The organism is Roseivivax sp. (genome assembly GCF_054552075.1).
The window spans coordinates 1-25,424 of sequence record NZ_JBTOLZ010000025.1 but is presented as its reverse complement, the minus strand read 5'-3'; the positions used below and the strand labels follow the sequence as shown (position 1 = coordinate 25,424).

The 25,424-nt window shown below is 69.9% G+C and carries 25 protein-coding genes and 1 tRNA gene; 16 read left to right on the top strand and 10 right to left on the bottom strand.

Translation table 11 applies throughout. The annotated features are described in order from the left end of the window. Positions 1–114 precede the first annotated feature (114 nt). From proC to ACX938_RS16260, 3 genes are all read left to right on the top strand, one after another. Entirely contained in the window at positions 115–927 is an 813-nt protein-coding gene (proC, locus tag ACX938_RS16270; RefSeq protein WP_459431836.1) for a pyrroline-5-carboxylate reductase, read from the top strand. Continuing rightward, positions 924–1,265 (top strand): tRNA-binding protein, encoded by a 342-nt coding sequence (locus ACX938_RS16265; RefSeq protein WP_232753430.1) that lies wholly within the window; start codon positions 924–926, stop codon positions 1,263–1,265. Before proC ends, ACX938_RS16265 begins: the two co-directional genes overlap by 4 nt. 66 nt (positions 1,266–1,331) lie before the next feature. Further along, entirely contained in the window at positions 1,332–2,450 is a 1,119-nt protein-coding gene (locus ACX938_RS16260) for a beta-ketoacyl-ACP synthase III (RefSeq protein ID WP_459431835.1), read from the top strand. Between the two features lie 304 nt (positions 2,451–2,754). On the opposite strand, the gene ACX938_RS16255 is transcribed toward ACX938_RS16260, so the two are convergent. The 3 genes from ACX938_RS16255 to ACX938_RS16245 form a co-directional block, all read right to left on the bottom strand. Further along, entirely contained in the window at positions 2,755–3,333 is a 579-nt protein-coding gene (locus ACX938_RS16255; RefSeq protein ID WP_459431834.1) for a thymidine kinase, read from the bottom strand. Positions 3,334–3,338: 5 nt separating this feature from the next. Then, positions 3,339–4,697 carry a 30S ribosomal protein S12 methylthiotransferase RimO gene (rimO, locus tag ACX938_RS16250; protein WP_459431833.1) on the bottom strand — a complete coding sequence of 453 codons (1,359 nt, stop codon included), beginning with the start codon at positions 4,695–4,697 and terminating at the stop codon, positions 3,339–3,341. 326 nt (positions 4,698–5,023) lie between these two features. Further along, complete coding sequence (locus ACX938_RS16245) at positions 5,024–5,605, bottom strand: GcrA family cell cycle regulator (RefSeq protein WP_459431832.1); 582 nt, start codon at positions 5,603–5,605, stop codon at positions 5,024–5,026. A 111-nt stretch (positions 5,606–5,716) separates the two neighbouring features. Here ACX938_RS16245 and ACX938_RS16240 point away from each other — a divergent pair, with 111 nt between their 5' ends. Further along, positions 5,717–6,526 carry an ABC transporter permease gene (locus ACX938_RS16240; protein ID WP_459431831.1) on the top strand — a complete coding sequence of 270 codons (810 nt, stop codon included), beginning with the start codon at positions 5,717–5,719 and terminating at the stop codon, positions 6,524–6,526. A 10-nt stretch (positions 6,527–6,536) separates the two neighbouring features. Further along, positions 6,537–7,235 carry an SDR family NAD(P)-dependent oxidoreductase gene (locus ACX938_RS16235; protein ID WP_459431830.1) on the top strand — a complete coding sequence of 233 codons (699 nt, stop codon included), beginning with the start codon at positions 6,537–6,539 and terminating at the stop codon, positions 7,233–7,235. A gap of 156 nt (positions 7,236–7,391) precedes the next feature. On the opposite strand, the gene ACX938_RS16230 is transcribed toward ACX938_RS16235, so the two are convergent. The 3 genes from ACX938_RS16230 to dapF all read right to left on the bottom strand — a co-directional run bounded on the left by ACX938_RS16230 (position 7,392) and on the right by dapF (position 10,247). Further along, on the bottom strand, positions 7,392–8,087 hold the full coding sequence (locus ACX938_RS16230; RefSeq protein WP_232753423.1) for a CDP-alcohol phosphatidyltransferase family protein: 696 nt from the start codon (positions 8,085–8,087) through the stop codon (positions 7,392–7,394). Between the two features lie 70 nt (positions 8,088–8,157). Then, positions 8,158–9,414, bottom strand: coding sequence for a tRNA (N(6)-L-threonylcarbamoyladenosine(37)-C(2))-methylthiotransferase MtaB (gene mtaB / locus ACX938_RS16225; RefSeq protein ID WP_459431829.1), 1,257 nt, complete (start codon positions 9,412–9,414; stop codon positions 8,158–8,160). Continuing rightward, entirely contained in the window at positions 9,411–10,247 is an 837-nt protein-coding gene (dapF, locus tag ACX938_RS16220) for a diaminopimelate epimerase (RefSeq protein WP_232753421.1), read from the bottom strand. Before dapF ends, mtaB begins: the two co-directional genes overlap by 4 nt. 116 nt (positions 10,248–10,363) lie before the next feature. On the opposite strand from dapF, the gene ACX938_RS16215 reads away from it, so the two are divergent. Further along, positions 10,364–10,439, top strand: a tRNA-Lys gene (locus ACX938_RS16215). A gap of 970 nt (positions 10,440–11,409) precedes the next feature. On the opposite strand, the gene ACX938_RS16210 is transcribed toward ACX938_RS16215, so the two are convergent. Beyond that, on the bottom strand, positions 11,410–12,633 hold the full coding sequence (locus tag ACX938_RS16210; protein ID WP_459431828.1) for a M20 family metallo-hydrolase: 1,224 nt from the start codon (positions 12,631–12,633) through the stop codon (positions 11,410–11,412). A gap of 68 nt (positions 12,634–12,701) precedes the next feature. Here ACX938_RS16210 and ACX938_RS16205 point away from each other — a divergent pair, with 68 nt between their 5' ends. Continuing rightward, positions 12,702–13,469, top strand: coding sequence for a FadR/GntR family transcriptional regulator (locus ACX938_RS16205; protein WP_459431827.1), 768 nt, complete (start codon positions 12,702–12,704; stop codon positions 13,467–13,469). Here the strand turns inward: ACX938_RS16205 and ACX938_RS16200 are convergent, their stop codons facing one another. Then, complete coding sequence (locus ACX938_RS16200) at positions 13,470–14,159, bottom strand: DUF1028 domain-containing protein (protein ID WP_459431826.1); 690 nt, start codon at positions 14,157–14,159, stop codon at positions 13,470–13,472. It lies immediately after the preceding gene. Positions 14,160–14,260: 101 nt separating this feature from the next. On the opposite strand from ACX938_RS16200, the gene ACX938_RS16195 reads away from it, so the two are divergent. The 4 genes from ACX938_RS16195 (at position 14,261) to ACX938_RS16180 (ending at position 19,704) form a co-directional block, all read left to right on the top strand. Further along, on the top strand, positions 14,261–15,832 hold the full coding sequence (locus ACX938_RS16195) for an ABC transporter substrate-binding protein (protein ID WP_459431825.1): 1,572 nt from the start codon (positions 14,261–14,263) through the stop codon (positions 15,830–15,832). A 64-nt stretch (positions 15,833–15,896) separates the two neighbouring features. Beyond that, positions 15,897–16,844, top strand: coding sequence for an ABC transporter permease (locus ACX938_RS16190; RefSeq protein ID WP_459431824.1), 948 nt, complete (start codon positions 15,897–15,899; stop codon positions 16,842–16,844). Continuing rightward, a complete protein-coding gene (locus ACX938_RS16185; protein ID WP_459431823.1) occupies positions 16,841–18,727 on the top strand; it encodes a dipeptide/oligopeptide/nickel ABC transporter permease/ATP-binding protein in 1,887 nt (628 codons plus the stop codon). The genes ACX938_RS16190 and ACX938_RS16185 overlap by 4 nt, the downstream gene beginning before the upstream one ends. Beyond that, positions 18,724–19,704: an oligopeptide/dipeptide ABC transporter ATP-binding protein gene (locus tag ACX938_RS16180; protein WP_459431822.1), complete on the top strand. Its 981-nt coding sequence runs from the start codon at positions 18,724–18,726 to the stop codon at positions 19,702–19,704. The genes ACX938_RS16185 and ACX938_RS16180 overlap by 4 nt, the downstream gene beginning before the upstream one ends. Before the next feature lie 86 nt (positions 19,705–19,790). On the opposite strand, the gene ACX938_RS16175 is transcribed toward ACX938_RS16180, so the two are convergent. Then, positions 19,791–20,030, bottom strand: coding sequence for an accessory factor UbiK family protein (locus tag ACX938_RS16175; protein ID WP_459431821.1), 240 nt, complete (start codon positions 20,028–20,030; stop codon positions 19,791–19,793). A gap of 91 nt (positions 20,031–20,121) precedes the next feature. Here ACX938_RS16175 and lgt point away from each other — a divergent pair, with 91 nt between their 5' ends. The 5 genes from lgt (at position 20,122) to ACX938_RS16150 (ending at position 24,253) form a co-directional block, all read left to right on the top strand. Continuing rightward, the gene (lgt, locus tag ACX938_RS16170; protein WP_459431820.1) at positions 20,122–21,006 is read left to right on the top strand and encodes a prolipoprotein diacylglyceryl transferase; all 885 of its coding nucleotides are present in this window, start codon (positions 20,122–20,124) and stop codon (positions 21,004–21,006) included. Further along, a complete protein-coding gene (locus ACX938_RS16165) occupies positions 21,003–22,067 on the top strand; it encodes a class I SAM-dependent methyltransferase (RefSeq protein WP_459431819.1) in 1,065 nt (354 codons plus the stop codon). The genes lgt and ACX938_RS16165 overlap by 4 nt, the downstream gene beginning before the upstream one ends. Beyond that, on the top strand, positions 22,064–22,822 hold the full coding sequence (pgeF, locus tag ACX938_RS16160) for a peptidoglycan editing factor PgeF (protein ID WP_232753410.1): 759 nt from the start codon (positions 22,064–22,066) through the stop codon (positions 22,820–22,822). Before ACX938_RS16165 ends, pgeF begins: the two co-directional genes overlap by 4 nt. A 261-nt stretch (positions 22,823–23,083) precedes the next feature. Beyond that, on the top strand, positions 23,084–23,239 hold the full coding sequence (locus tag ACX938_RS16155) for a hypothetical protein (RefSeq protein ID WP_459431818.1): 156 nt from the start codon (positions 23,084–23,086) through the stop codon (positions 23,237–23,239). Between the two features lie 336 nt (positions 23,240–23,575). Continuing rightward, the gene (locus ACX938_RS16150; RefSeq protein ID WP_459431817.1) at positions 23,576–24,253 is read left to right on the top strand and encodes a Hint domain-containing protein; all 678 of its coding nucleotides are present in this window, start codon (positions 23,576–23,578) and stop codon (positions 24,251–24,253) included. Positions 24,254–24,343: 90 nt separating this feature from the next. Here the strand turns inward: ACX938_RS16150 and ACX938_RS16145 are convergent, their stop codons facing one another. Further along, a complete protein-coding gene (locus ACX938_RS16145) occupies positions 24,344–24,844 on the bottom strand; it encodes an Lrp/AsnC family transcriptional regulator (RefSeq protein ID WP_232753407.1) in 501 nt (166 codons plus the stop codon). Between the last annotated feature and the right edge of the window lie 580 nt (positions 24,845–25,424).

The following is a 25,424-nucleotide window of genomic DNA, read 5'->3' as shown; positions in this document are numbered from 1 at the left end:
CAGCCCCCCCGTCACATCCCGCCACCATCCCCCCTCCCGCGCCGCTTCAGGTTGCGCGGCCCGCCCCGCCTCGGTAACGCTCGGGACGTGACATCAGCGACGACGAGGGACAGGATGCGCGACACCGAGATCGCCCGGCGCGGGCTTGTGCTGCTGGGCTGCGGCAAGATGGGCTTTGCCATGCTGCAGGGCTGGCTCGACCGCGGGCTGCCCGCCGAGAGCGTGACGGTCCTCGACCCCGGCGCCTCCGAGGAGGTCAAGGCCAGCGGCGTGCGCGTCAACGCCGAACTGCCCGAGGAACCGGCGATCATCCTTCTCGCGGTCAAGCCGCAGATGATGAACGACGCGCTCCTGCCGCTGCAGCCCTACGGCAGCAATTCCACGCTCTTCGTCTCGGTCGCCGCAGGGGTCACCACCGAGCGGCTCGAGGGGCTCCTCGGCGAAGGCACCCCGGTGGTGCGCGCCATGCCCAACACCCCCGCCGCCATCGGCCGCGGCGTGACCGCCATCATCGGCAACCGGCACGCCAGCGAGACCCATCTCGAACAGGCCCGGCTTCTGCTCGAGGCCGTGGGCGAAGTGGTCACCCTCGACGAGGAGGCGCAGATGGACGCGGTGACCGGCGTCTCCGGCTCGGGCCCGGCCTACGTCTTCCACATGATCGAATGCCTGGCCGCCGCCGCCGAGGCCGAGGGGTTGCGCCCCGAACTGGCCCTGACGCTCGCCCGCGCCACCGTGGCCGGTGCCGGCGCGCTGGCCCAGGAGACCGGCACCGATCCCTCCGTGCTGCGCGCCAATGTGACCTCGCCCAATGGCACCACCCAGGCCGGGCTCGAGGTGCTGATGGATGCCGACAAAGGCCTGCCGCCGCTTCTGCGCGCCACGGTCAAGGCCGCCGCCGCGCGCTCGCGGGAGCTGGGCCAATGAGCGGGGAGATCGCCTTCGACGACTTCCTCAAGGTCGACATCCGCGCCGGCACGGTGACCCGGGCCGAGCCCTTCCCCGAGGCCCGCAAGCCCGCGATCAAGCTCTGGATCGATTTCGGCCCGGAGATCGGCGAGAAGAAGACCTCGGCGCAGATCACCGGGCTCTACGCTCCCGAGGAGATGATCGGCCGCCAGGTCATGGCGGTGGTGAACTTCCCCGCCCGCCAGATCGGCCCTTTCATGTCCGAGGTGCTGACCCTGGGCTGCGCCGATGCCGAGGGGCGGATCACGCTGCTTTCGCCGGACCACGGGGTGCCGAACGGCGCCAGGATGCACTGACCCGCCGCGAGGCTTGCGCGCGCGCCGTCGCGTGACTATCCCTCCGGCAATCCCAGGAGCCCTGACATGTTTTTGCCCGCGATCACCGGAACCGGGGTCTTCACCCCCGCAGAGACCATCACCAACGACGAGCTCGTCGAGGCTTTCAACGCCCATGCCGAGCGCTTCAACGCCGCCCATGCCGCGGAGATCGCCGCGGGCGAGGTCGCGGCCAAGCCGCAGTCCTCGGCGGAGTTCATCTTCTCGGCCTCGGGCATCGAACGGCGCTACGTGATGGAGAAGGAGGGCGTGCTCGACCCCGACCGGATGTATCCGCGGCTGGCCGAACGCGCCGACGAGGAGGTCTCGATCATGGCCGAGATCGGCCTCGACGCCGCGCGCCAGGCGCTAACCGCCGCGGGCCGCAGCGGCGATGAGGTCGACCTGGTGATCTGCGCCGCCTCGAACCATGAACGCGCCTATCCCGCCATCGCGATCGAGATCCAGAAGGAGCTCGGCGCGGGCGGCTTCGGCTTCGACATGAACGTGGCCTGTTCCTCGGCGACCTTCGGCATCCAGGCCGCCGCCGACATGATCCGCTCGGGCTCGGTGCGCTGCGCGGTGGTGGTCTCGCCCGAGATCACCTCGGGCCACCTGGAATGGCGCGACCGCGACTGCCATTTCATCTTCGGCGACGTGGCCACCGCGGTGGTCCTAGAGCGCGCCGAGGACGCGCAGGGCGCGCATTTCCTGGTGCACAGCACCCGCTGCGCCACGCAGTTCTCCAACAACATCCGCAACAACAACGGCTTCCTGCGCCGCACCCGCGACGCCATGGAGGACCGCCGGGACATGCAGTTCATGCAGAACGGCCGGAAGGTCTTCAAGGAGGTGCTGCCGCTGGTCTCGAGCCATATCGCCGCGCATATGTCGGACGAGGGCTGGGCCGCCGAGGACCTCAAGCGCGTCTGGCTGCACCAGGCCAACAAGGCGATGAACGATTTCATCGGCAAGAAGGTGCTGGGACGGGTGCCGGAGCCGGGCGAACAGCCCAACATCCTGCAGGACTACGCCAATACCTCCTCGGCGGGGTCGATCATCGCCTTCGCGCAGAACTCCGAGGACCTGGGGCCCGGGGAGAAGGGCGTGATCTGCTCCTTCGGGGCGGGTTATTCCGTGGGCTCGGTGCTGGTCGAACGGGTGTAGGTCTGTGCGTGGCGGAGCCCGACGCGGGCTCCGCATGGAATGTGGACGCACATTCCATGGAGGGCTGGGCCCTGCCGAACCGCGTCCCGCCCCTTGCCACTGGGCGCAGGGTCTTCGCCCCTGACGGGGTCACTTCGCACATTGGCACAGAGTTCAGGATCTTCGCCCCTCACGGGCACTCTCCGCACCTCGCCACAAAGCCCAGGATCTTTGCTCCCTGACGGGCTCTCTCCACACTTCGCCACAGAGCCCAGGATCTTTCGCAAAGATCCGACCAAAACGCCGCGTGCGGCGTTTTCCCCCGCTAGTCCGCCATGGCCGCCCGCCAGTGCCGCCGGCAAAGGCTCACGTAGCTCTCGTTGCCGCCGATCTGCACCTGCTCGCCCGCGGTCAGCACCCGGCCCTCGGCGTCCTGGCGCACCACCATGGTGGCCTTGCGCCCGCAATGGCAGATCGTGCGCACCTCGCGCAGGTCGTCGGCGAGCGCCAGCAGCACCGCCGAGCCGGGGAAGAGCTTGCCCTGGAAATCCACCCTGAGCCCGTAGCACATCACCGGCAGGCCCAGGTCGTCGGCGGCGCGGGCGAGCTGCCAGACCTGCGCCTCGGTCAGGAACTGCGCCTCGTCCACGAAGACGCAGGCCACGCCGCCCTCGCGCTGGCGCACCTCGAGCCGGGCGAAAAGATCGCTCTCGCCGTCGAAGGTCTCGGCCTCGCGGCCCAGCCCGATGCGGCTGCCGATCCGCCCCGCGCCCGCGCGCCCGTCGAAGGCCGCGGTCAGGAGCAGCACCGCCATGCCGCGTTCCTCGTAGTTGTGGGCGGCCTGCAGCAGCAGCGTCGACTTGCCCGCGTTCATCGTCGAATACATGAAGTAGAGCTTGGCCATGGCGATCAGACCCGCGCGCCCCAGAGGTCGTATTCGCTGGCCTCGTCGACCCGCACGCGGATGATCTCGCCGGGGCTCAGCCCCTCGTGGCCGGTGTCGACGAAGAGGTTGCCGTCGATCTCCGGCGCATCGGCCTTGGTGCGGCAGGTGGCGGCATCCTCCTCGACCAGGTCGACGATGGCCTCGACCTCGGTACCGACCTTGGCGGCGAGCTTCTTCTCCGAGATCGCCTGGGCCTTCTCCATGAAGCGCGCCCAGCGCTCTTCCTTGAGCTCGGGCGCGACATGGTCCGGCAGCTCGTTCGACCGCGCGCCGGCGACGTTCTCGTATTGGAAGCAGCCCACCCGGTCGAGCTGCGCCTCCTCGAGCCAGTCGAGCAGGTAGTCGAACTCGGCCTCGGTCTCGCCGGGGTAGCCGACGATGAAGGTCGAACGCAGGGTGATCTCGGGACAGGCGGCGCGCCAGGCCTGGATCTCGTCGAGCGTGCGGGCCGAGGCGGCAGGCCGCGCCATGCGCTTCAGCACATCGGGATGCGCGTGCTGGAAGGGGATGTCGAGGTAGGGAAGCACGCCGCCCTCGGCCATGAGCGGCACCAGTTCGCGCACATGCGGATAGGGATAGACGTAATGCATCCGCACCCAGGCGCCGAGGCTGCCAAGGTCGCGGGCCAGATCGAGGATCGGCGCCTTGGCCTCGCGGTCCTTCCAGTCGGTGCCATAGGCCGAGGTGTCCTGGCTGATCACCAAGAGCTCGCGCACGCCCGCCTCGACCAGTTTCTCGGCCTCGCGCAGGACCGCGCGATGGGGGCGCGAGGCGAGCCGTCCGCGCATGTCGGGGATGATGCAGAAGCGGCACTTGTGGTTACAGCCCTCGGAGATCTTGAGGTAGCTGTAATGCCGGGGTGTCAGGCTGACGCCGCTGGCCGGCAGCAGGTCGACGAAGGGATCGGGCGCCGGCGGCACCGCGCCATGCACCGCGTCCAGCACCTGTTCGTATTGATGCGGGCCGGTGACGGCCAGGACCTTGGGATGCGCGCCGGTGATGTAGTCGGGCTCGGCCCCGAGGCAGCCGGTGACGATCACCCGTCCGTTCTCGCGCAGGGCCTCGCCGATGGCCTCGAGGCTCTCGGCCTTGGCGCTGTCGAGGAAACCGCAGGTGTTCACGATCACCGCGTCGGCGCCCTGGTAGTCGCCCGAGATGCCGTAGCCCTCGGCCCGGAGCCGGGTCAGGATGCGCTCGCTGTCGACCAGCGCCTTGGGGCAGCCAAGCGAGACCATGCCGATGGTCGGCTGGCCGGGACGCGCGCTCTCGGAGACCTGGGCGCGGGCGAGATCGGGACGAAGATCGGGGGGATTCTGCGACATGGGGCGGGTGTAGCCGAGCCGCGCGGGCCGGGGAAGTCCGCAGGACGCGCGACGTGACGCTCCGCGTGGACTGGAGGACACGGGGGAGCGGGGTGCGGCGGGCCCGGCGATGCGCCGAGCGCAGGTGGTCAACACGCGGCGCGGTGTTGAGGGGCGCCGGGACGTCCCGGCAAGTGCCGTGGGGCCTGGCCTCGGCGCGGGCTCCCGGCCCGCAAAGAAACACCCGCGCGGGCCGGAGGGCGCCGCGCGGGGGATGTCTTTTTGCCGGACGCGCGTGCGCGCCGGGGGGATGCTGGCTGTGCGCGCGAAAGGCGCGCCGGACAGACTTACCGCCGGCGGTCGCGGCGCGAGGACATGGGCTGGAAGGCCACGCCCACATGCGCCTCGCAATAGGGTTTGCCCTGCTGCACCGGCAGGCCGCAGAACCAGAAGTCCTCGGTCGCCGGATCGCCCACGGGCCATTTGCAGGTCCGCTCGGTCAGCTCCATCAGGCCCAGCTTCTTGGACTTCTTCTCCACGGCGCTGACCTTGGCCAGGGCCTCGGGGCTGATCTCGTTGGCCGAGGGCTGCGGCGGCAGCGGCTGGCCGGCGGGGATGATCTTCGGGCGCTGCGGCGCCTGTGCGGGCGCGGCGCTCTTGGTGTCGCTCATCGCGGGGTCTTCCTTCGGCTCGGCAGGCTTCGCCTTTGCCTTGGACCCGGTCTTGGCCTTCGGCTCGGCGGCCGGTTCGGCCTTGGGCGCGGGCTCGGAGGCCTCGCTGCCCGAACGGTTCGACAACCCGAGGCGATGGACCTTGCCGATCACCGCGTTGCGCGTGACGCCGCCCAGCTCCTTGGCGATCTGGCTCGCGGATTGTCCCTCGCCCCACATCTTCTTGAGAAGTTCGACCCGCTCGTCTGTCCAGGACATCGGCTATACCTCAATGAATAAAAAGCGGCCCCCGGAAAAGAGAGCCGCCTGACATCTCGTCTTCGGTCTCTATTTTATGTAGCCCATAGCGAGATACAACCCGGAGACCTCATGTCCGATACCTTTCCCCACCGCCAGGGCGACCGGCGCTTCGGCCGCGTCAACTGGATGGGCCTCTACACGCTGGCCGAACGCGAGGTCATGCGCTTCGTCAATGTCTGGACCCAGACGCTTCTCGCGCCGCTGGTCACCGCCGGGCTGTTCATGGTGATCTTCTCCATCGCCATCGGCCCGCGCCGGGGCGACGTGATGGGCATGCCCTTCACCACCTTCATCGCGCCGGGCATCCTGATGATGACGGTGATCCAGAACGCCTTCGCCAATACCTCCTCCTCGATCGTGATCGCCAAGGTGCAGGGCAATATCGTCGACACGCTGATGCCGCCGCTCTCGGGCGCCGAGATGGTGCTGGGCTACCTCGCGGGCGGCATCGCGCGGGGGCTGGTGGTGGCCGTGGTCATCGCGCTTGGCGTGGGCCTGGTGCTGGGCGTCTGGCCGCAATACCCGCTGGTGACGCTGGTCTTCGTCTTCCTCGGCGCGGCCTTCCTGTCGGGGCTCGGGATCGTGGCGGGGATCTTCGCCGAGAAGTTCGACCAGATGGCCGCGATCACCAATTTCATCGTGACCCCGCTCGCCTTCCTTTCGGGCACCTTCTACTCGGTCAGCGCCCTGCCCCCGGGCATGTACGAGCTGACCCATATCAACCCGATCTTCTACCTGATCGACGGGGCGCGCTACGGCATGATCGGGGTCTCGGACAGCTCGCCGGTCCTGGGCTTCGTGATCTCGCTCGCGGCGGTCCTGGCGATCAATCTCGTCGGCTGGCGGATGTTCCGCCGCGGCTACCGGCTGAAGGACTAGGGAGGGCGCCATGACCAAACCCATCGCGGTGATCCTGGGCGTGGGCGACGGGCTGTCGGCCGCGCTGGCGCGGCGGCTCGCGCCCGACTACGCGCTGCATCTCGGCGCGCGCAGCGAAGGAAAGATGCTGCCCCTGGCCGAGGAGCTGGGCGCCGAGACGCATCTGCTCGACGCCACCGACACCGAGGCCATGGCCGGGCTCTTCGACGCGCTTCCGCAGGCGCCGCGGGTGGTGATCTACAACCCCTCGCGCCGGGTCGCGGGCGGCATCACCGAGCTCGACCCCGAGGCGGTGCGCGACGCGGTCGAGGTCACCGCCTTCGGGGCCTTCCTCGCCGCCCAGGGCGCCGCGCGGCGGATGCTGGAGGCCGAGCCCGACGCAAGGGGCGTGCGCGGCACGATCCTCTTCACCGGCGCCTCGGCGGGGGTGAAGGGTTTCCCGCGCTCCTCGGTCTTCGCCATGGGCAAGTTTGCCCAACGCGGGCTGGCCGAGAGCCTCTCGCGCGAGCTGCATCCGCAGGGGGTGCATGTGGCCTGGGTGAACATCGACGGGGCGATCCGCAATCCCGGGCGTAGCGAGGCGGCGGAGAACCCCGACTCGATGCTCGACCCCGAGGCCATCGCGGAAAGCTATGCCGCGCTGATCGACCAGCACCGCTCGGCCTGGAGCCACGAGTTGACCCTGCGGCCCTGGGTGGAGCGGTTCTGAGGGAGTGCTTCTGAGGGAGTGCGTCGCCGCGGTCTGACGGCTTTGGGTTGGGATGGCGCAGAGTGCCTAAGGCCCTCGCGCCGTCAGGGCCTACAGCCCGCAAGCCCCCAAGCATAAACCAACCCACGCGGCGCGCGCGCCCGAGGGCGCGCCGCCTCAGCCCGCCCGCGCCGGGAAAACCTGCTGCACGATCCCCACGCCCAAGAGGTAAACAGAGGACGGCACCAGGAGCCAGACCGCCCAGGTCGCCGGGTCGAACTCGACCCAGGCCGCCCAGGCCGCGGCCAGAACCCAGACCAGCGCCACCGGCAGCGTCAGCCAGCGCCAGCGCGCCGTGCGCACCGGGTGCACGAACTTCAAGGGCAGGAACATCGCCACCGCCAGCGCCGCGATCAGCGCCACCATGACCCAGATCGCCGGTTCCACCGCGAAGAACACCAAGACCAGCATGTTGAAACAGCCCGGGAAGCCCTCGAAGGAATAATCGTCGGTCTTCATCCGGGTGTCGGCGAAATACATCGCCGAGGCATAGGTGATCACGAAGATCGAGAACCACCCCGTCCAGCCCGGCAGGAGCCCCGACTGGAAGAGCGCGAAGGCCGGGATGAAGACATAGGTCAGGTAGTCGATGATCAGGTCGAGCAGCACCCCGTCGAAGCGCGCCGCGTTGACGCGCACCTGGTAGCGCCGCGCCAGCGGGCCGTCGATCCCGTCGACGGCGAAGGCCAGCACCAGCCAGAGATACATCACCGCCCAGTCCTCGGTGGCGGCGGCGAGCAGCGCCAGCATGGCGAAGACGGAGCCCGTTGCGGTCAGAAGGTGGACGAGAAGCGCCTGGCGTCGAATATCCATCCCCGTGTGATGCCGGAAGGTGCCGCCTCTCGCAAGCGCAGCGTGCCGCCCCGGGGCGCGGCGCCGCGCCTCAGGCGTAGAGCACCCGCCCGTCGTGGCGCGCGGGCGTCGCGGTGACGAGCGCGCCCTCGGTCTGCGGGGTGGAGAATCGCACCTCGGCGAACTGCTCGGTGCGGCCCATGTCGGGGGCCTCCATCAGGATGTGATGCGCCCGTCCCGCCGAGCCCTCGAGGTGGCGCGCCACGGCCTCGGTGCCGGCGGCGCGCAGCCGCTTGGCGCGGTCCTTGATCGCGGTGCCATCGACCTGCGGCATGCGGGCCGCGGGCGTGCCGGGCCGCGGGCTGTAGGGGAAGACATGCAGCCAGGTCAGCGCGCAGTCCTCGACCAGCTTCAGCGAGTTCTCGAACTGCGCCTCGGTCTCGGTCGGGAAGCCCGCGATGATGTCGGCGCCGAAGGTCATCTCGGGGCGCAGGCGGCGGGCCTCCTCGGCGAAGCGGATGGCGTCGTCGCGCAGGTGGCGGCGCTTCATGCGCTTCAGGATCAGGTCGTCGCCGTGCTGCAGCGAGAGGTGCAGATGCGGCATCAGCCGGGGCTCGGTGGCGATGGCCTGCATGAGGTTCTCGTCCACCTCGATCGAATCGATCGAGGAGATCCGCAGCCGCGGCAGGTCCGGCACCAGCTTCAGGATGCGCATCACCAGGTCGCCGAGCTTCGGCGTCGCGGGCAGATCGGCGCCCCAGGAGGTCAGGTCGACGCCGGTCAGCACGACCTCGTTGAAGCCTTCCTGCACCAGCCGCTTGATCTGCTCGACCACCACGCCCGCCGGCACCGAGCGCGAATTGCCCCGGCCGTAGGGGATGATGCAGAAGGTGCAGCGGTGGTCGCAGCCGTTCTGCACCTGGACATAGGCGCGCGAGCGGGTGCCGAAGCCGTCGATCAGATGTTCGGCGGTCTCGGTCACCGACATGATGTCGTTGACCCGCACGCGTTCGGTCTCGCCGATGAAATCGGCGGCCATGTCGCGCCAGACCTCGGGGGTCATCTTCTCGGAGTTGCCGATGACCTGGTCGACCTCTTCCATGGCGGCGAAGGTCTGGGGTTCGGTCTGGGCGGCGCAGCCGGTGACGATGACCCGCGCGCCCGGGTTGTCGCGGCGCAGGCGGCGAATCTCCTGGCGGGCCTTGCGCACCGCCTCGGATGTCACGGCGCAGGTGTTGACCACCACCGCGCCTTCGAGCCCGGCCTCGGCGGCCATGCGTTTCATCGCCTCGGTCTCATAGGCGTTGAGGCGGCAGCCCATGGTGGTGAACTTGGGCGGGGTGCTCATGGGGTGACCTCTGCCAGCCAGTCGGCCGAAAGCGTGCCGTCGAAGACCCGCGCCGTCGGGCCGGTCATCCAGACGCCGTCCTCGCGCCAGTCGATCTCGAGCGTGCCGCCGTCGAGGTCCACCGTGACCCGCCGCCCGGTCAGCCCGCGCCGGGCCGCCGCGACCGCCGTCGCGCAGGAGGACGAGCCCGAGGCCAGCGTCACCCCGACGCCGCGTTCCCAGACGCGCATGCGCAGGCGGTCGGGGCCGGTGAGGCTCGCCACCTGGACGTTGGTGCGCTCGGGGAAAAGCGCGTGGTGTTCGTAGCGCGGCCCGAAGGCCTCGAGCGCCACCGCCTCGGCGTCGGGCACGAAGAAGGTGCAATGCGGATTGCCCATGCCGGTCGCCACCGGGCCGCCCTCGATCGGCAGCTCCAGCGTGTCGAGCGGCTCGGAGAGCGGCACCGCGTCCCAGTCGGTCTGCGGCGGGCCCATGTTGACCGAGACCATGCCGCCTTCGGCCCGGACCACCGGCAGCGACCCGCGGTCGGTGGTCAGGACCAGCGCCTCGGCCCCGGTTTCGCGCAGGAGCATATCGGCAATGCAGCGGGTGGCATTCCCGCAGGCCGCCGAGGTCGAGCCGTCGGCGTTGTAGAAGGTCAGATGCGCGTCGCCCGGCCCCCGGGCCTCGATCACCGCGAGCTGGTCGAATCCCACGCCCCGGTGCCGGTCGCCCAGCGCCCGCGCGAGGCCCGGCGTGACCTCGGGCGCGCCACGTCGTCCGTCGAGCACGACAAAATCATTGCCGAGCCCGTGCATCTTGATGAAACTGATCGCGTCCTGCGCCTGTGCCATGGGCGCGCATATACGCCCCCCGAGGGGCCCTTTCCAGAGGGTGCCCCGGGGTCGGTTCTTTTTTCCGAATTTTTGGGTTGACCCTATCCGGCGGTATTTCTAGAAGCCCGCCCAGTGGGCCGTTAGCTCAGTTGGTAGAGCAACTGACTTTTAATCAGTGGGTCGCAGGTTCGAATCCTGCACGGCTCACCACTGATCCGGAAAATCTGGTGATCGTCGGGGTGGTTGGCGCCTTTTGGCGCGGTGTGGCCGGGGTGGCCTTGTGCGCGCTCGGTGAGGTGCCTTGGCGTGGGGCTGCGAGGCGGTCTGGCGTTTGATGCTCGGGCTGGGGGCTTGGCGTTTGAGTCTGGCGCCAGGTGCTCGGGTTGGGGGCTTCCTGAAGCTTGGTGGCTGCGGGATGCTCTGGAGCTTAGGTGCTCAGGCTGTCCCTCCTTCGGGATAAAACGCCTGCTTTGCGCCTCCTTCTCCGCCCACCACCTCTCAAACCAGAAAACGCGAAGGGATTCGCCCCAACCTCTCCCAAAGCGCCCTGCCCCGCCGATACCCCTCCCGAACAGAGGGCGCGCGCCGGACCGGGGGCCGGCGCTGCTGCCCTCTGAGCGAGGCGCTTTATCCCAACAAGGTCAGGACTAAAGGCGAGCGGCGCACGCCACCCACAAGAGCGCCGGCCCAAGGGGCCGGACCGGCGCGCGCCCGGCATCTTCGATGCTATTCGGGCGCAAGAAGCGCTGGCTGCACCGGGGGGCTTGCGTGCAGACGTCTGTGCCGTTGCGCTCACATCGAAGCCGAAACCGGTGCGCGTGCCACACGCCCACCAGAGGGCGCGCGCCGGACCGGGGGCCGGCGCTGCTGACCTCGGAGCGAAGCGCTTTATCCCGGCAAGGTCAGGGCTAGAGGCGAGCGGCGCACACCATCCCAAGGAGCGCCGGCCCATCGGGCCGGTCCGGCGCGCGCCCGGCACCTTCGGTGCTATTCGGGCGCAAGTGGCGCTAGGTTGGGCCCAAGCGCGCTGATGGTCCGTTGGTTTGGCCGGGATGGGGTTGGCGCATCCCATCACTTTGGTGCCCAATGTGAGACGTTGGTGCCCGATGTGAGAGCTTTGAGCGCAGCGTCCGTAACTTCGAAAACCCCGCTCCACACCAAACCTCCCCCACACAGTCCCCTACCCCCGCGCGGCCACCGCCTTCACCGCCTCGGCCAGCACCGCCACCGCCTGCCCCATGTCCTCGGGCGCCGCATATTCGTCCGGCCGGTGGCTCACCCCGCCCGCGCAGCGCAGGAACAGCATGCCCACCGGGCAGAGGTCCGCCATGGCCGAGGCGTCATGCGTGGCGCCCGAGGGCAGCTCCAGCGCGCCCAGCCCCGCCGCGGCCATGCCGTCGCCCAGCGCCGCGCGCAGGCCGGGGTCGCAGGCCACCGCGGGCTGGTCGTAGGTCCGCGTCATCTCGACCGTGACCCCGTTGGCCGCAGCCGCCGCCTCCGCCAGCGCCCGCGCGCGTGCCTCCAGGGCCTCGCGCGTGGCGTCCTCGGGGGCGCGCAGCTCCAGCGTCAGCGTCACCTCGGAGGGAATCGCATTGACCACGCCGGGCGCGACCGACAGCTGGCCCACCGTGGCGCGGCTCTCGGCGAAGCCTCCTGCGGCCTCGGAGACATCCGCGACAAAGCGCCCGGCGGCGACCAGCGCGTCGCGGCGCTCGCCCATGGGCACGGTGCCGGCGTGGCCGGTCTCGCCAGAAAACCGCAGGCCGTAGCGCGCGATGCCGCAGATCGCGGTCACCACCCCGACCGGCGCATCGGCGCTCTCCAAGACAGGCCCCTGCTCGATATGCGCCTCGAGGTATCCGACGACCTGCGCGGGGTCGCGGGCCAGCCCCGCGATCTCCTCGGGCGCGGCGCCGAAGGCGCGCATCGCCTCGGCCATGGAGACGCCGTCGGAGTCGCGCATCTCCAGCACCTCCGGGTCGAACCGCCCGGCGAGCGCGCGCGGGCCGATGAGCGCGGTCGGAAAGCGCACGCCCTCCTCGTCGGCGAAGGCCAGCACCTCGAGCGCGAAGGGCAGCGCCACGCCCTCATCGCGCAGCCGCCGCACCGCCAGGCAGGCCAGCGCCACGCCCATGATGCCGTCGAAGCGCCCGCCTTCGCGCACGCTGTCCTGGTGCGAGCCCAAGAGCAGCGCCGGCGCCTCGGTGGCCCCCGGCGTCCGCCCGACCAGGGTGCCCGCGGCGTCGCGCGTGACCTCGAGCCCCGCCGCCTGCATCCAGCCTGCGATCTGCCGCAGGGCGGCGGCATGGGGCTCGGTCCAGGGCAGCCGGGTGACGCCCGGGCCCGGCTCCGAACAGCCCGCGATCTTCTCCAGCCAGGCGGCGGCGTCCACTCCGTCAGACATGCAATCCCTTGTATTTATCATGATGAATAGGCTCTATGGATACCTTCGGAAGTGACACGAGGCATGTGATGGTCGACACCGGCGCCCCCGAGACAGGCAAGGGCCGCAAGCGCTCGCGCCCGATCCGCGTGGCCGAGGCGATCAAGGACTGGGTGGTCGAACAGGGGCTGCAGCCCGGCGACCGGCTGCCCGGCGAGACCGAGCTGATCGCCCGCTTCGGCATGTCCAAGGGCACCATCCGCGAGGCCATGCGCCTTCTCCAGGCGCAGGGGCTCGTCGAGACCAAGACCGGCCCCGGCGGCGGCAGCTTCGTCGGCGAGGTCTCGACCGAACGGGCGCATGCGCTCCTGGCAAATTACTTCTACTTCCGCGACATCTCGATCGCCGACATCTACCAGATCCGCGTCGCGCTCGAACCCGAGGTGGCGGCGAGCCTCGCCGGCAGGCTCTCGCCCGAGCGGCTCGCCGAGCTGCGCGCCATCGTCGAGGGCTATGCCGCACCCGCCGCCGGCCCCGAGGAGGAGCGCCGCCAGCATGTCGCCTCGCTGCGCTTCCACGCCCGGCTGGCGAGCTTCGCCGACAACGCGCTCCTGGCCTTCATGATCGGCTTCATGTCGCAGATCCTCACCGATCTGACGGTCTACAAGCAGCTCTACGCCGCGCCCAACGAGGCGCTCTGGCGCACCGGGCGGCGCCACCAGCTCGACCTTCTGGCCGCGATCGAGGCCGGCGACGCCGAGGCCGCCCGCGCGATCATGCGCTCCCACATGGAGATGGCCTGGGAGATGATGGAGGACCAGCAGGCCGTCGTCATGAAGCGTTTCATGACCCATTGATCACCCCGCGGGCCGGATCGGCGCGCTGTAGGGCTCGGCGCGCTCCGGCGCCTCGAGCGTCGGCACCAGGCGCGCCCATTCGGCGTAATCGCCGCTGGTGGCCCTTGCGTGCAGCCGGGCCAGATCGGAGAGCGGCGTCTCGGAATAATCGACCCTGAGGCTCAGCGGCGCGGCATCCCGCGCCACCACCAGGAGCGCCGCCGAGAGAAGCCCCCGGCTGTCCCCGCCCGAGGCCCGCGCCGCCTCGAGCGCGGCGAGAAGCCGCTCGGCCAGGCTGCCCCGGCTGTCGAGATAGCCCTTCAGGCAGGCATCCAGCACCCCGCTGCCCGACAAAAGATTGCCGGTCACGATGACCCCCGGCGCGCCGCGCGCGCCCGCGGCGGGGATGCTGTCGGCGCCGGTAAAATGCCCGGTGCCACCGGTAAGATCGAGCGCCGCGAGCTGGCGGTGGGCGCGGCCGGCGTCCCCGCCGACAGTCTCGGCCACGGCCGCCTCGGCCGCCTGGCCCGCGCGCATCCGCGCCAGAACCCCGGTGCCCCAAAGCGTGCTCGGCAAGGAGCCCTGCGCCGCCGAGAGCCCCGATTCGGCGTCCCCGCGCAGGACCCAGCCCCCGACGCAGAGGCTGCCGGTGGTCGCCGCGCCGCCATAAGCGCCTGTTTCCGCGTCATATGCGAGGATCGAAATCGTCATCGCTTTGTCTCCGTATCAGCGCGCTTGAATTTATAATGAAAATTTGGCCTGATGCAATTTATCATGAAAAATAACATCGCCCGAAACAGGAGAGGACCCCCATGCCGATAGGACATCTGACCCGCCGAGGCCTCCTGGCCGCCGGCACCGCCCTGACCCTGGCGCTGAGCGCGCCCGTGCAGGCCCAAACCCCGCCCGGCGTGCTTGTCGTCGGCCAGATCGCCGAGCCCAAGGCGCTCGACCCCGCCGCGGTGACGGCGGTGAACGACTTCCGCATCCTGATGAACGTCTACGACGGGCTGGTGCGCTACCGCGACGGCACGCTCGAGGTGGAACCGGCGCTGGCCACGGACTGGGAGATCTCCGAGGACGGCACCGAGTACACCTTTACCCTGCGCGAGGGCGTCACCTTCCACGACGGCAGCGCCTTCAACGCCGAGGCGGTGAAGTTCAACTTCGACCGGATGCTCGACGAGGAGCACCCCTATTACGACACCGGGCCCTTCCCGCTGTCCTTCTTTTTCTCGGCCATCGAGACGGTCGAGGCGCTGGACGAGACCACGGTGAAATTCACCCTGAACGAGCCCTATGCGCCCTTCCTGTCGAACCTCGCCTATCCGACCGGGCTGATCGTCTCGCCCGCCGCGGTCGAGGAGCACGGCAGCGACTTCGGCCGCAACCCCTCGGGCACCGGCGCCTTCCGATTCGCCGAATGGCGCCCCAACGAGGCGGTGGTGGTCGAGGCCAACCCCGACCACTGGGACGGCGCGCCCGCGCTCGAAGCCGTGGTCTTCCGTCCGATCACCGACGCCAGCACCCGCACCGCCGAGATGCTCGCGGGCGGGATCGACCTCATGGTCGAGGTGCCGCCGGTGGCGCTCTCGCAGTTCGAGGGCGACAGCTACGCGCTGCACGAACAGGCCGGGCCGCACCTGTGGTTCCTGATCCTCAACGCCAAGGAGGGCCCCTTCGCCGACAAGCTGGTGCGCCAGGCCGCCAACTACGCGGTCAACAAGGAGGCGATCGTGAACGAGGTGCTGGAAGGCACCGCCGAGGTCGCCGCCGGGCCCACGCCCCCGGCCTTTGCCTGGGCCTACAACGAGGAGCTTTCGCCCTATCCCTACGACCCCGAGAAGGCCCGCGCGCTGCTGGCCGAGGCCGGGGCCGAGGGTGCGGAGCTGACCTTCTACGTCACCGAGGGCGGCTCGGGCATGCTCGACCCGGTGGCCATGGGCACCGCGATCCAGGCCGACCTCGAGGCCGTGGGCTTCGACGTCACCATCGAGACCTACGAGTGGAACACCTTCCTCGGCGAGGTGAACCCCGGGCTCGAGGGCAAGGCCGACATGGCCGAAATGGCCTGGATGACCAACGACCCCGACACCCTGCCCTTCCTGGCGCTGCGCAGCGAAGCCTGGCCCGACCAGGGCGGCTTCAACTCGGGCTATTACGCCAACCCCGAGGTCGACAGCCTGCTCGAGGAGGCCCGCCGGGCCACCGACCAGGACGAGCGCGCGCGGCTCTACAAGGAGATGCAGGCCATCGTGCACGAGGATGCGCCCTGGGTCTTCGTCGCCAACTGGAAGCAGAACGCGGTGACCAACGACCGGGTGGCGGACTTCACCCTGCAGCCCTCGTTCTTCCTGCTCCTCGACGAGGTCACCAAGAACTGATCCCGCGCGGGGGCCCTTCGGGGCCCCTGCCCGACCACCCCGGCCCGCAAGGGAGGCAGAGCCTATGGGCGGATATATCCTCAGACGCCTGGTCTCGGCGGTGCCGGTGCTGCTGGGCATCACGGTGATCGTCTTTCTGATCATGGCGCTGATCCCCGGCGACCCGGCGACGGCGATCCTCGGCAGCTACGCCACGCCCGAGAACGTCGCCCGGATCAACCGCGAGCTCGGCCTCGACGAGCCGCTCTGGCGGCAATACGTGATCTGGTTCGGCAACCTCCTGCAGGGCGACTTCGGGCAGAGCTTCGCGCTGAACCGCCCGGTCCTCGACGAGGTGATGGAGCGCTTCGGCGCGACGCTGATCCTCGCCGGCACCTCCTTCGTCCTCTGCTCGGTGCTGGGCGTGATCGCGGGCACCATCTCGGCGGCCAATCAATACGGCTGGGCCGACAAGGCGATCACCTTCACGGTGCTCCTGGGGATCTCCATCCCCTCGTTCTTCCTGGGCATGATGATGATCCTGCTCTTCGCGGTGCAGCTGCGCTGGTTCCCGGTCTCGGGCATGTGGCCGATCTACGGCGCCCGCGACGCCGCGGCGCTGGCCTCGCATCTGGCCATGCCGGCGCTGGCGCTCGCCGTGGTGGCGACCGGCGTCATCGCCCGGCTCTCGCGCTCGGCGCTCCTAGAGGTGCTGCGGCAGGACTTCATCCGCACCGCCCGCGCCAAGGGCGTGCACGAACGCTCGGTGATCTGGCGCCACGCGCTGCGCGCGGCCATGGTCTCGATCCTGCCGGTGCTGGGCATCCAGGCGGGCTTCGTGCTCTCGGGCGCGGTCTATATCGAGATCGTCTTCCAGTGGCCCGGCATCGGGCGAATGCTGGTCGATGCGATCCTGCGCCGCGACATCCTCCTGGTGCAGGGCGGGGTGATCGTGGTCGCCGCCTGCTACGTGCTTTTCAACATCGCCGTGGACGTGGCGCAAAGCCTGCTCGACCCGAGGATCCGCACATGACCGGCGCCTTCTCGCTTTTCGCCCGCAACCGCCTGGCGCTGGCGGGCGGCATCCTCCTGACCCTGGTGGTGCTGCTGGCGCTCTCCGCGCCGCTCCTGCCGCTGGCCGACCCCGATGTCACCAATACCGCCCAGCGCTTCCTGCCGCCCTTTTCCGAGGGTGCGCTGCTCGGCACCGACCACTTGGGCCGGGACCTCTTGTCCCGGCTTCTCTGGGGCACGCGGCTCTCGCTGGCGGTGGGCTTCGCCGCCGCGGTGATCGCCGCCGGCATCGGCGCGGCGATCGGGGTCATCGCGGGTTTCTACGGCGGACGGCTCGACAATGTCATCATGCGCGGCGTCGACATGCTCATGGCCTTTCCCTACATCCTGCTCGCACTGGCCATCGTCGCGGCGCTGGGGCCGGGCCTCTTGAACGCGCTGATCGCCGTGGCTGCCGTGAACGTGCCCTTCTTCGCGCGCAACATCCGCGGCATCACCGTGGGCCTCGCGCACAAGGAGTTCGTCGATGCCGCCCGGCTCGCGGGGCTGTCGCGGCCGCAGATCATCCTGACCGAGATCCTGCCCAACGTGCTGCCGGTGATCGTCATCGCCATGTCGACCACCATTGGCTGGATGATCCTCGAGACCGCGGGCCTGTCCTTCCTGGGGCTCGGCAGCCAGCCGCCGCAGGCCGACCTCGGCTCGATGCTGGGCGAGGCGCGGGCGGCGCTGATCAGCCATCCGCATACCTCGGTGGTGCCGGGCGTGATGATCCTGGTGATCGTCATGTCGATCAACCTCCTGGGCGACGGCATCCGCGACGCGCTCGACCCGCGACTGAAGTCCGGCGCGCTGTCGCGGCCCATGGCGGCGACCCGGCTAGCGCGCAGCAGCACACCGCCCGAGCAGAAGCTGCCCGGGGTCCTCGCCATCGAGGGGCTGGAAACCGAGTTCCATGTCGGCCAGCGCCGGCTGCGCGCGGTGGGCGGGGTGGACCTGGCGGTGAAGCCGGGCGAATGCCTGGGCATCATCGGCGAAAGCGGCTCGGGCAAATCGGTCACCGCGCTCTCGGTCACCGGGCTCGTTGCCTCGCCGCCGGGCGTGATCACCGGCGGGGCGGTGCGCTACCAGGGCGAGGACCTGATCGGCGCGCCCTACGCCCGGCTGCGGGCCGTCCGGGGCCGCGAGATCGCCTATATCTTCCAGGACCCGCTGGCGACGCTGCACCCGCTCTACCGGGTCGGCGACCAGCTGATCGAGGCGATCCAGGCGCATCAGAAGGTCGACGCCAAGACCGCCCGCGCCCGGGCCGTGGCGCTTCTGCGCGACGTGCGCATCCCCAACCCCGAGAACCGCATCGCCAACTACCCGCACGAGATGTCGGGCGGCATGCGCCAGCGCGTCGGCATCGCCATGGCGCTGGCCAACGACCCCGAGGTGATCATCGCCGACGAGCCCACCACCGCGCTCGATGTCACGGTGCAGGCGCAGATCCTGTCGCTGCTCGACGACCTGCGCCGCTCGCGCGACCTGGCGATCGTCTTCATCACCCATGACTTCGGCGTGGTCGCCCAGCTCTGCGACCGGGTGGCGGTCATGTATGCCGGCAAGGTGGTCGAGGAAGGCCCGACCGACGCGGTGCTGGCCGCGCCGCGCCATCCCTATACCGCGCGACTCATCGCCTGCGTGCCCGAGCTGGGCGGCGGGCGCCGGCGGCTCGAGGCGATCCCCGGCCTGCCGCCCGCGGTCGACCGCCTGCCCGAGGGCTGCGCCTTCGCCGACCGCTGCACCAAGACCCGCGAGAGCTGCCGCGCGGGCCCGATCCCGCTGACGCACGAGGGCGCCCGCGCGGTGCGCTGCCTCTACCCCGAGACCCTAGCCGCCCGGGAGGTCGCCGAATGACCAAGGCCCTGCGACTGGACAACCTGTCCAAGACCTTTCCCCTGCGCGGCGGGCTTTTCGGCGGCCCGAAGGGCGGTGTCCGGGCGGTGCAGCCCGTCTCGCTCGAGGTGAGCCGGGGCGAGACCCTGGGCATCGTCGGCGAATCGGGCTGCGGCAAGACCACGCTGGCGCGGATGCTGGTGGGTCTCGTCTCGCCCAGCACCGGCAGCATCGAGATCGAGGGCACCGCGCTCGACACCGCCAATCCGGCGGAGTTCGGCAAGCGCATCCAGTATGTCTTCCAGGACCCGATCTCCTCGCTCAATCCGCGCAAGACGATCCGGCAGATCCTCGAACTGCCGCTGAAAAAGCTGCACCGCATGGACAAAGCCGCCCGCGCGGCGCGGATCGCCGAGATCTTCGAGGCGGTGAACCTGCGGCCAGAGTTCCTCGACCGCTACCCGCACGAGTTCTCGGGCGGCCAGGCGCAGCGCATCGGCATCGCCCGGGCCTTGGCCGCCGAGGCGCGGATCCTGATCCTCGACGAGCCGGTCTCGGCGCTGGACGTGAGCGTGCAGGCGCAGGTGCTGAACCTGCTGGCCGATCTGCGCAAACGGCTGGAGCTGACCTACCTCTTCATCAGCCACGACCTCGCCGTGGTCGAGGCCGTCTCGGACCGGGTGGCGGTTCTCTATTTCGGATCGCTGGTGGAGATCGGCCCGGCCGAGCGCATCTTCCGCGCGCCGCGCCATCCCTACACGCGGCTTCTGGCCGAAAGCGCGCCGGTCGTGGGCCGGGCGCTGACCGCGCCCGAAGCGCGGGGCAGCGAGCTGCCCGACCCGCTGAACCCGCCCGAGGGCTGCGCCTTCGCGGCACGCTGCCCGCGGGCAAGCGCGCGCTGCAGCGAAGCACCGCCGCCCCTTGAGGCGGCGCCCGGAGGCGGGGCCGTGGCCTGCTACCACCCGCTCGGCGCGGATGACGCGGCGGCGGACAACTGAAACGGGGCGCGCCGGTCAGCCACCGCGCGCGCCCCGTTCAAATGACTTATGCGCGGCCCCCAGCCGGGCACCGCGCCTTAGCCGCCTCAGCCGTTCTCGAGCGCCTCGAGCCGCGCCTTCAGCGCCTCGTTCTCCTCGCGGGCCTTCTGCGCCATGGCGCGCACGGCGTCGAATTCCTCGCGGGTCACGAAGTCGCGGTCGGCCAGCCAGCGGTCGAGCATGGATTTCATCGCCGTCTCGGCCTCGGTCTTGGCCCCCTGCGCCACGCCCATGGCGTTGGTCATCAGCTGGCTCAGATCGTCGAATACCTTGTTGCGCGTCTGCATGTCTCTCTCCTGATCGCTTGCCCGCTATATGGCCCTTGCGGGGCCTCGTCTCAAGGTTGACTCTCCCGCCCCGGCATGGCCTCTCAGCGCCATGATCGCCGCGCTCGACTTCCCGCAGATCTCGCCCAACCTCGTCTCGATCTCGCTCTTCGGGACCGAGTTCGCCCTGCGCTGGTACGCCTTGGCCTATATCGCGGGCCTCCTGATCGGCTGGCGGCTGGCGGTGGCGGCGGTCCGCCGTCCGGCACTCTGGCCGCGCGAGACGCCGCCGATGCGCCCCGAACAGGTCGAGGAGCTGCTGACCTGGATCATCTTCGGGGTGATCCTCGGCGGACGGCTGGGCTTCGTGCTGTTCTACCAGCCGGGCTACTACCTCGCCCACCCGATGCAGGTCTTCGCGGTCTGGCAGGGCGGCATGGCCTTCCACGGCGGGCTTCTGGGCGTGGTGCTGGCCGCGACGCTCTATGCCCGGCGGCAGGGCGCGCCGCTTTTAAGCACCGCCGACATGCTGGCGCTGGCCGCGCCGCCGGGGCTCTTGCTGGGGCGGATCGCGAATTTCATCAACGCCGAGCTCTGGGGCCGCCCGACCGATCTGCCCTGGGGGGTGATCTTCCCCGGCGAGCTTGCACAGTCCTGCGGCCAGCCGATCGGCGAGCTTTGCGCGCGCCATCCCTCGCAGCTCTACGAGGCGGCGCTCGAAGGGCTGATCCTGGGCGCTGTGCTGCTCTATCTCGCCTTCCGGCGCGGCCTCCTCCGCCGCCCGGGGCTGGCCACCGGGATCTTCGCGGCGGGCTACGGGCTCGCGCGCTTCACGGTGGAGTTCCTCCGCCAGCCCGACGCGCAGTTCGTCACCCCCGAGAACCCGCTGGGCCTGGCCTGGCACATCGGCGGCTACGGGCTGACCATGGGGCAAATCCTGTCGCTGCCGATGATCGCGCTGGGGCTCTACCTGGTGATGCGGGCGCGGCGGACATGACGCTTTCGGCGCTTCTCACGTCCCGGATCGCGGGCGAGGGGCCGATGTCGGTGGCGGAATACATGAGCCTCTGCCTCTTCCACCCGCGCCACGGCTACTATGCGACCCGCGACCCGCTGGGCCGCGCAGGCGATTTCATCACCGCCCCCGAGATCAGCCAGATGTTCGGCGAGCTGGTCGGGTTGTGCCTGGCGCAAAGCTGGCTCGACCAGGGGGCGCCCGCGCCCTTCACCCTGGCCGAGCTGGGCCCCGGGCGCGGCACGCTCATGGCCGACGTGCTGCGCGCCACGACGCGGGTGCCGGGCTTCCACGCCGCCGCCCGCGTGACCCTGGTCGAGGCCTCGCCTGCCCTGCGCGCGCGCCAGCGCGACACACTGGAAGGCCACGAGGTCGCCTGGGTCGACAGCTCCGAGGCCCTGCCCGCGGACGCGCCGCTTTTCCTTCTGGCCAACGAGTTTTTCGACGCCCTGCCGTTGCGGCAGTTCCTGCGCGACGGACCGGGCTGGCGCGAGCGGGTGATCGGGCTCGAGGGCGAGCGCCTGACCTTCGGTCTCGGCGAGGCGACGGACCGCCCCGACCTGGCCCACCGGCTGGAGGACACCCGCGACGGCGACCTCGTCGAGGTCAGTCAGGCGGCCGAAGGCGTGGCCACGCTCATCGGCGAGCGCATCGCGCAGGCCGGCGGGCTGGCGCTGGTGATCGACTACGGCGCCGAGACCAGCCTCGGCGACAGCTTCCAGGCGCTGAAGGCGCACCGCAAGGTGCCGGTGCTCGAGACCCCGGGCGAGGCCGATCTGACCGCCCATGTGGACTTCGGCGCGCTGGCCCGCGCTGCCGCCCCCGCGATGGCGACGCCGGTGGTCACCCAGGGCGTCTTCCTCGAACGGCTCGGCATCACGCCCCGCGCCGAGGCGCTGGCCGCCCGGCTCGCAGGCCCCGCGCTCGAAGCCCATGTCGCCGCGCATCGCCGGTTGACCCACCCCGAGGAAATGGGCTCTCTCTTCAAGGTAATGGGTATCGTGCCAAAGGACGCGGGCGTGCCGCCGGGGTTGGCGCCGTGACGCTGGAGATCATCACCTCTCCGGCGCTGGCGCCCCTGAGGCACGGCTTCTTCACCCGCCGCGGCGGCGCCTCCTCGGGCGTGTTCCACGGGCTGAACTGCGGCACCGGCTCCTCGGATCAATCCGAGATGGTCGAGATCAACCGCGCCCGCGTGGCCGAGGCCATGCAGGTCGCCCGCAGCGCATTGGTGACGGTGCACCAGATCCATTCCGCCGAGGTGGTCACGGTGACCGACCCCGACCTCGGCCAGCCGCGCCCGCGCGCCGATGCCATGGTCACCAACCGCCCCGGCATCGCGCTTGGCGTGCTGACCGCCGACTGCCAGCCGGTGCTCTTCGCCGATGCCGAGGCCGGGGTGATCGGCGCGGCGCATGCGGGCTGGCGCGGGGCGCTGGCGGGCGTCTTGGAGGCGACGGTGACGGCCATGGAGCGGCTCGGCGCCCAGCGCGACCGCATTCGCGCCAGCATCGGCCCGACCATCAGCCAGCGCGCCTACGAGGTCGGCCCCGAGTTCTTCGACACCTTCGAGGCCGAGAACCGCGCATACCTGCGGTTCTTCGCGCAAGGCAACGGCGACCGGATGCTCTTCGACCTGCCGGGCTTCGGGCTGCACCTTCTGCGCGAGGCGGGCGTGCGCGCCGAATGGACCCGGCATTGCACCTATTCCGACGCGCATCGCTTCTATTCCTTCCGCCGCGCCACCCATGCGCAGGAGGCCGACTACGGGCGGCTGATCTCGACGATCCGGCTCTGAGCGGGCGCTGGGCGCCTCTGTGCAGCCCGCGCGCCCCGGTTTTGCCGCAATCCGCGCAACAATCCCGGAACAACACGCCTGATTGACCATGATTTTCGATCAATCGACCGCATCGGCAGATTCCCGAACAATGTGGCGGTTTTCGGAAAATTGTCTCGAACCCGTCAAAGACCCGCCCCAAACCGGCGACATCCTGAGCCCGAGGCCAGGGGCAGCGAGACCCCGCCCGAGCAAAGACAAGAGCCAAAGGACACCGCCGCCATGACCCCCAAGCGCCGCTTCATCGCCTCGATCCTGAAAAGCGCCGAAGAGTTCGACACCGCCCTGCCCTTCCAGCGCGGCGCCCCGCGCAGCGCGGCCATCGCGCGCCGCAAGCTCGCCGCCGCGCCCGCGCCGCGGGACCGCAAGAGCGCCTGAAGTGATTCGCAGGCCCGCCCGCCAATTGTGGCGGGACTGGCCCGCGCCCCGAGAACAATCTTCCCTCGTGACTCGGATTGGCCGGCCCGGTGCCGCCAATCCGTTTCTTTTTTTGACAGAATGCCGCGGATCCGGCCTATTGATGATGAACGCAGTCGCAACGTCCGTTCGTCGTTGTTGGTGGGGGCCAGCACGGATGTGACAGCCTATTTATAGGGTGATCACATGAACAGTCTTCAGGCGCCCCTTCTCAACGCCCATGCACCGCGCTCACACCGCGTCTCGCAAGAGTCGTTTGCTCGTCCGGTCGGGCGGCCTCGTCGTGCCCTTTCTCTCATGCGCAGATACGAGGCCGCCGCCCTTCTCCCGGATCTTACCGTCGAATATCTCTCGCGCACGGCGCCCGCCCATCCGGTCTTCGAAGAGACCGCCGGCGGCTTCGCGCGCGGCACGCTGTTGCAGACCCCCTCGGGGCCGGTCGCGGTCGAGGACCTGGTGCCCGGCGATTACGTCGAGACCTCGGACGGCGCCGAACCCGTCGTCTGGATCGGCTCGACCAGCTATGTGCCCCGGGTCGAGGACAGCGACAGCATCCTGACCACGCTTTACCGCGTCACCGGCGGCGCCTTCGGGCCCGAGATGCCGGGCACCGACATGGTCTTCGGGCCCGCCGCCCGCTTCCTGGTGCGCCGCGACCGCTTCCGCGAGACCATCGGGCATGACAGCGTCTTCGTGCCCCTGGCCGATTACGCCGATGGCGAACGGGTGATCCCGGTGCAGCCCGGCGGCTCGGTGCAGATCTACCACGTGGCGCTGGCCGAGCATAAGGCGCTGAAGGTCGGCAACCTTGAGATCGAGAGCTACCACCCCGGCCCCGGATTGCGGCGCGAGCTGGGCCCGGGCTATCTCGAGACCTTCCTGTCGCTCTTCCCCGGCTGCCGCGGGCTCGAGGATTTCGGCGAGCTGTCCCGTCCCCGCACCTCGCGCGAGGCGGTGCTGCGCCTGGGCGGCTGAGGCGGTTCTTTGGCGGCCCCTTGCGCCGTGGCAATTGTTATTCGGAGCTTTGGGTCGCTGAGGTGGTGAGGCCGGTGCCCCGCCCCGCCGTCAGGCGGTGCGCGAGAGCCGCTCCTCCAGCACCTCGAAGGGCACGCCGGGGTCATCCTTGGCGCCCCGGATCACCAGCGAGGTCTTCACGCTACCGACGTTCGGCGCGGTCAGCAGGTCTCCGGTCAGGAAGCTCTGGAAGGTCGAGAGGTCCGGGGCCACGCATTTCAGGATGAAGTCGACCTCGCCGTTCAGCATGTGGCACTCGCGCACGAGCGGCCAGTCGCGGCAGCGCGCCTCGAAGGCCGAGAGGTCCGCCTCGGCCTGGCTTTGCAGCCCGACCATGGCGAAGACCTGCACCTCGAAGCCGAGGCTGCGCGGGTCGACATCGGCGTGATAGCCCTTGATGAAGCCCTGTTCCTCGAGCGCGCGGACCCGGCGCAGGCACGGCGGCGCGGAGATGCCCACCCGCTTGGCAAGCTCCACGTTGGTCATCCGCCCGTCGGCCTGCAGCTCGGACAGGATTTTTCTGTCGATCGGATCGAGCCGGTGCGCGGGCATGAGGAACTCCATGGACGTGGGGTCAGCGATTTAGCGATCATATAGCAGACGCCGGGGAATGCGCAATATTATGTCGCCTCACCGCAATTTTATTTCCGGTGGGAGGTAGGGTTTGGAGGGGGGAGGGTTTGGGGTGGCGGCGCACGGTTTGGGGCGGCGGAGGCCGTTTGGAGCGGGATTCCCGCCGTTTGGCCCGGCTGAGGCCGGTCGGGGCGAGCCGAGACTGGGCATAACGTCTCTTCCCGCTCCTAGGCCACCCTCTCCACCAGCACAACGGAGGGCGCGCACCGGACCGGGGGCCGGCGCTGCTGACCTCTGAGCTATGCGCTTTATCCCAACAAGGTCATTGCTCACTGTGAGCTAGGCACGCCACCCACAAGAGCGCCGGCCCATCGGGCCGGTCCGGCGCGCGCCCGGCACCTTCGGTGCTATTCGGGCGCAAGAGGCGCTGCCCGCGACTGGTGCGTACAAAACGTAAGTTGGTCCGAGGGCCGTCCGATAAGGGCCGCGGTTCGCTGCCCTCTCAACAGGCACCACGAGAGGGCGCGCACCGGACCGGGGGCCGGCGCTGCTGACCTCT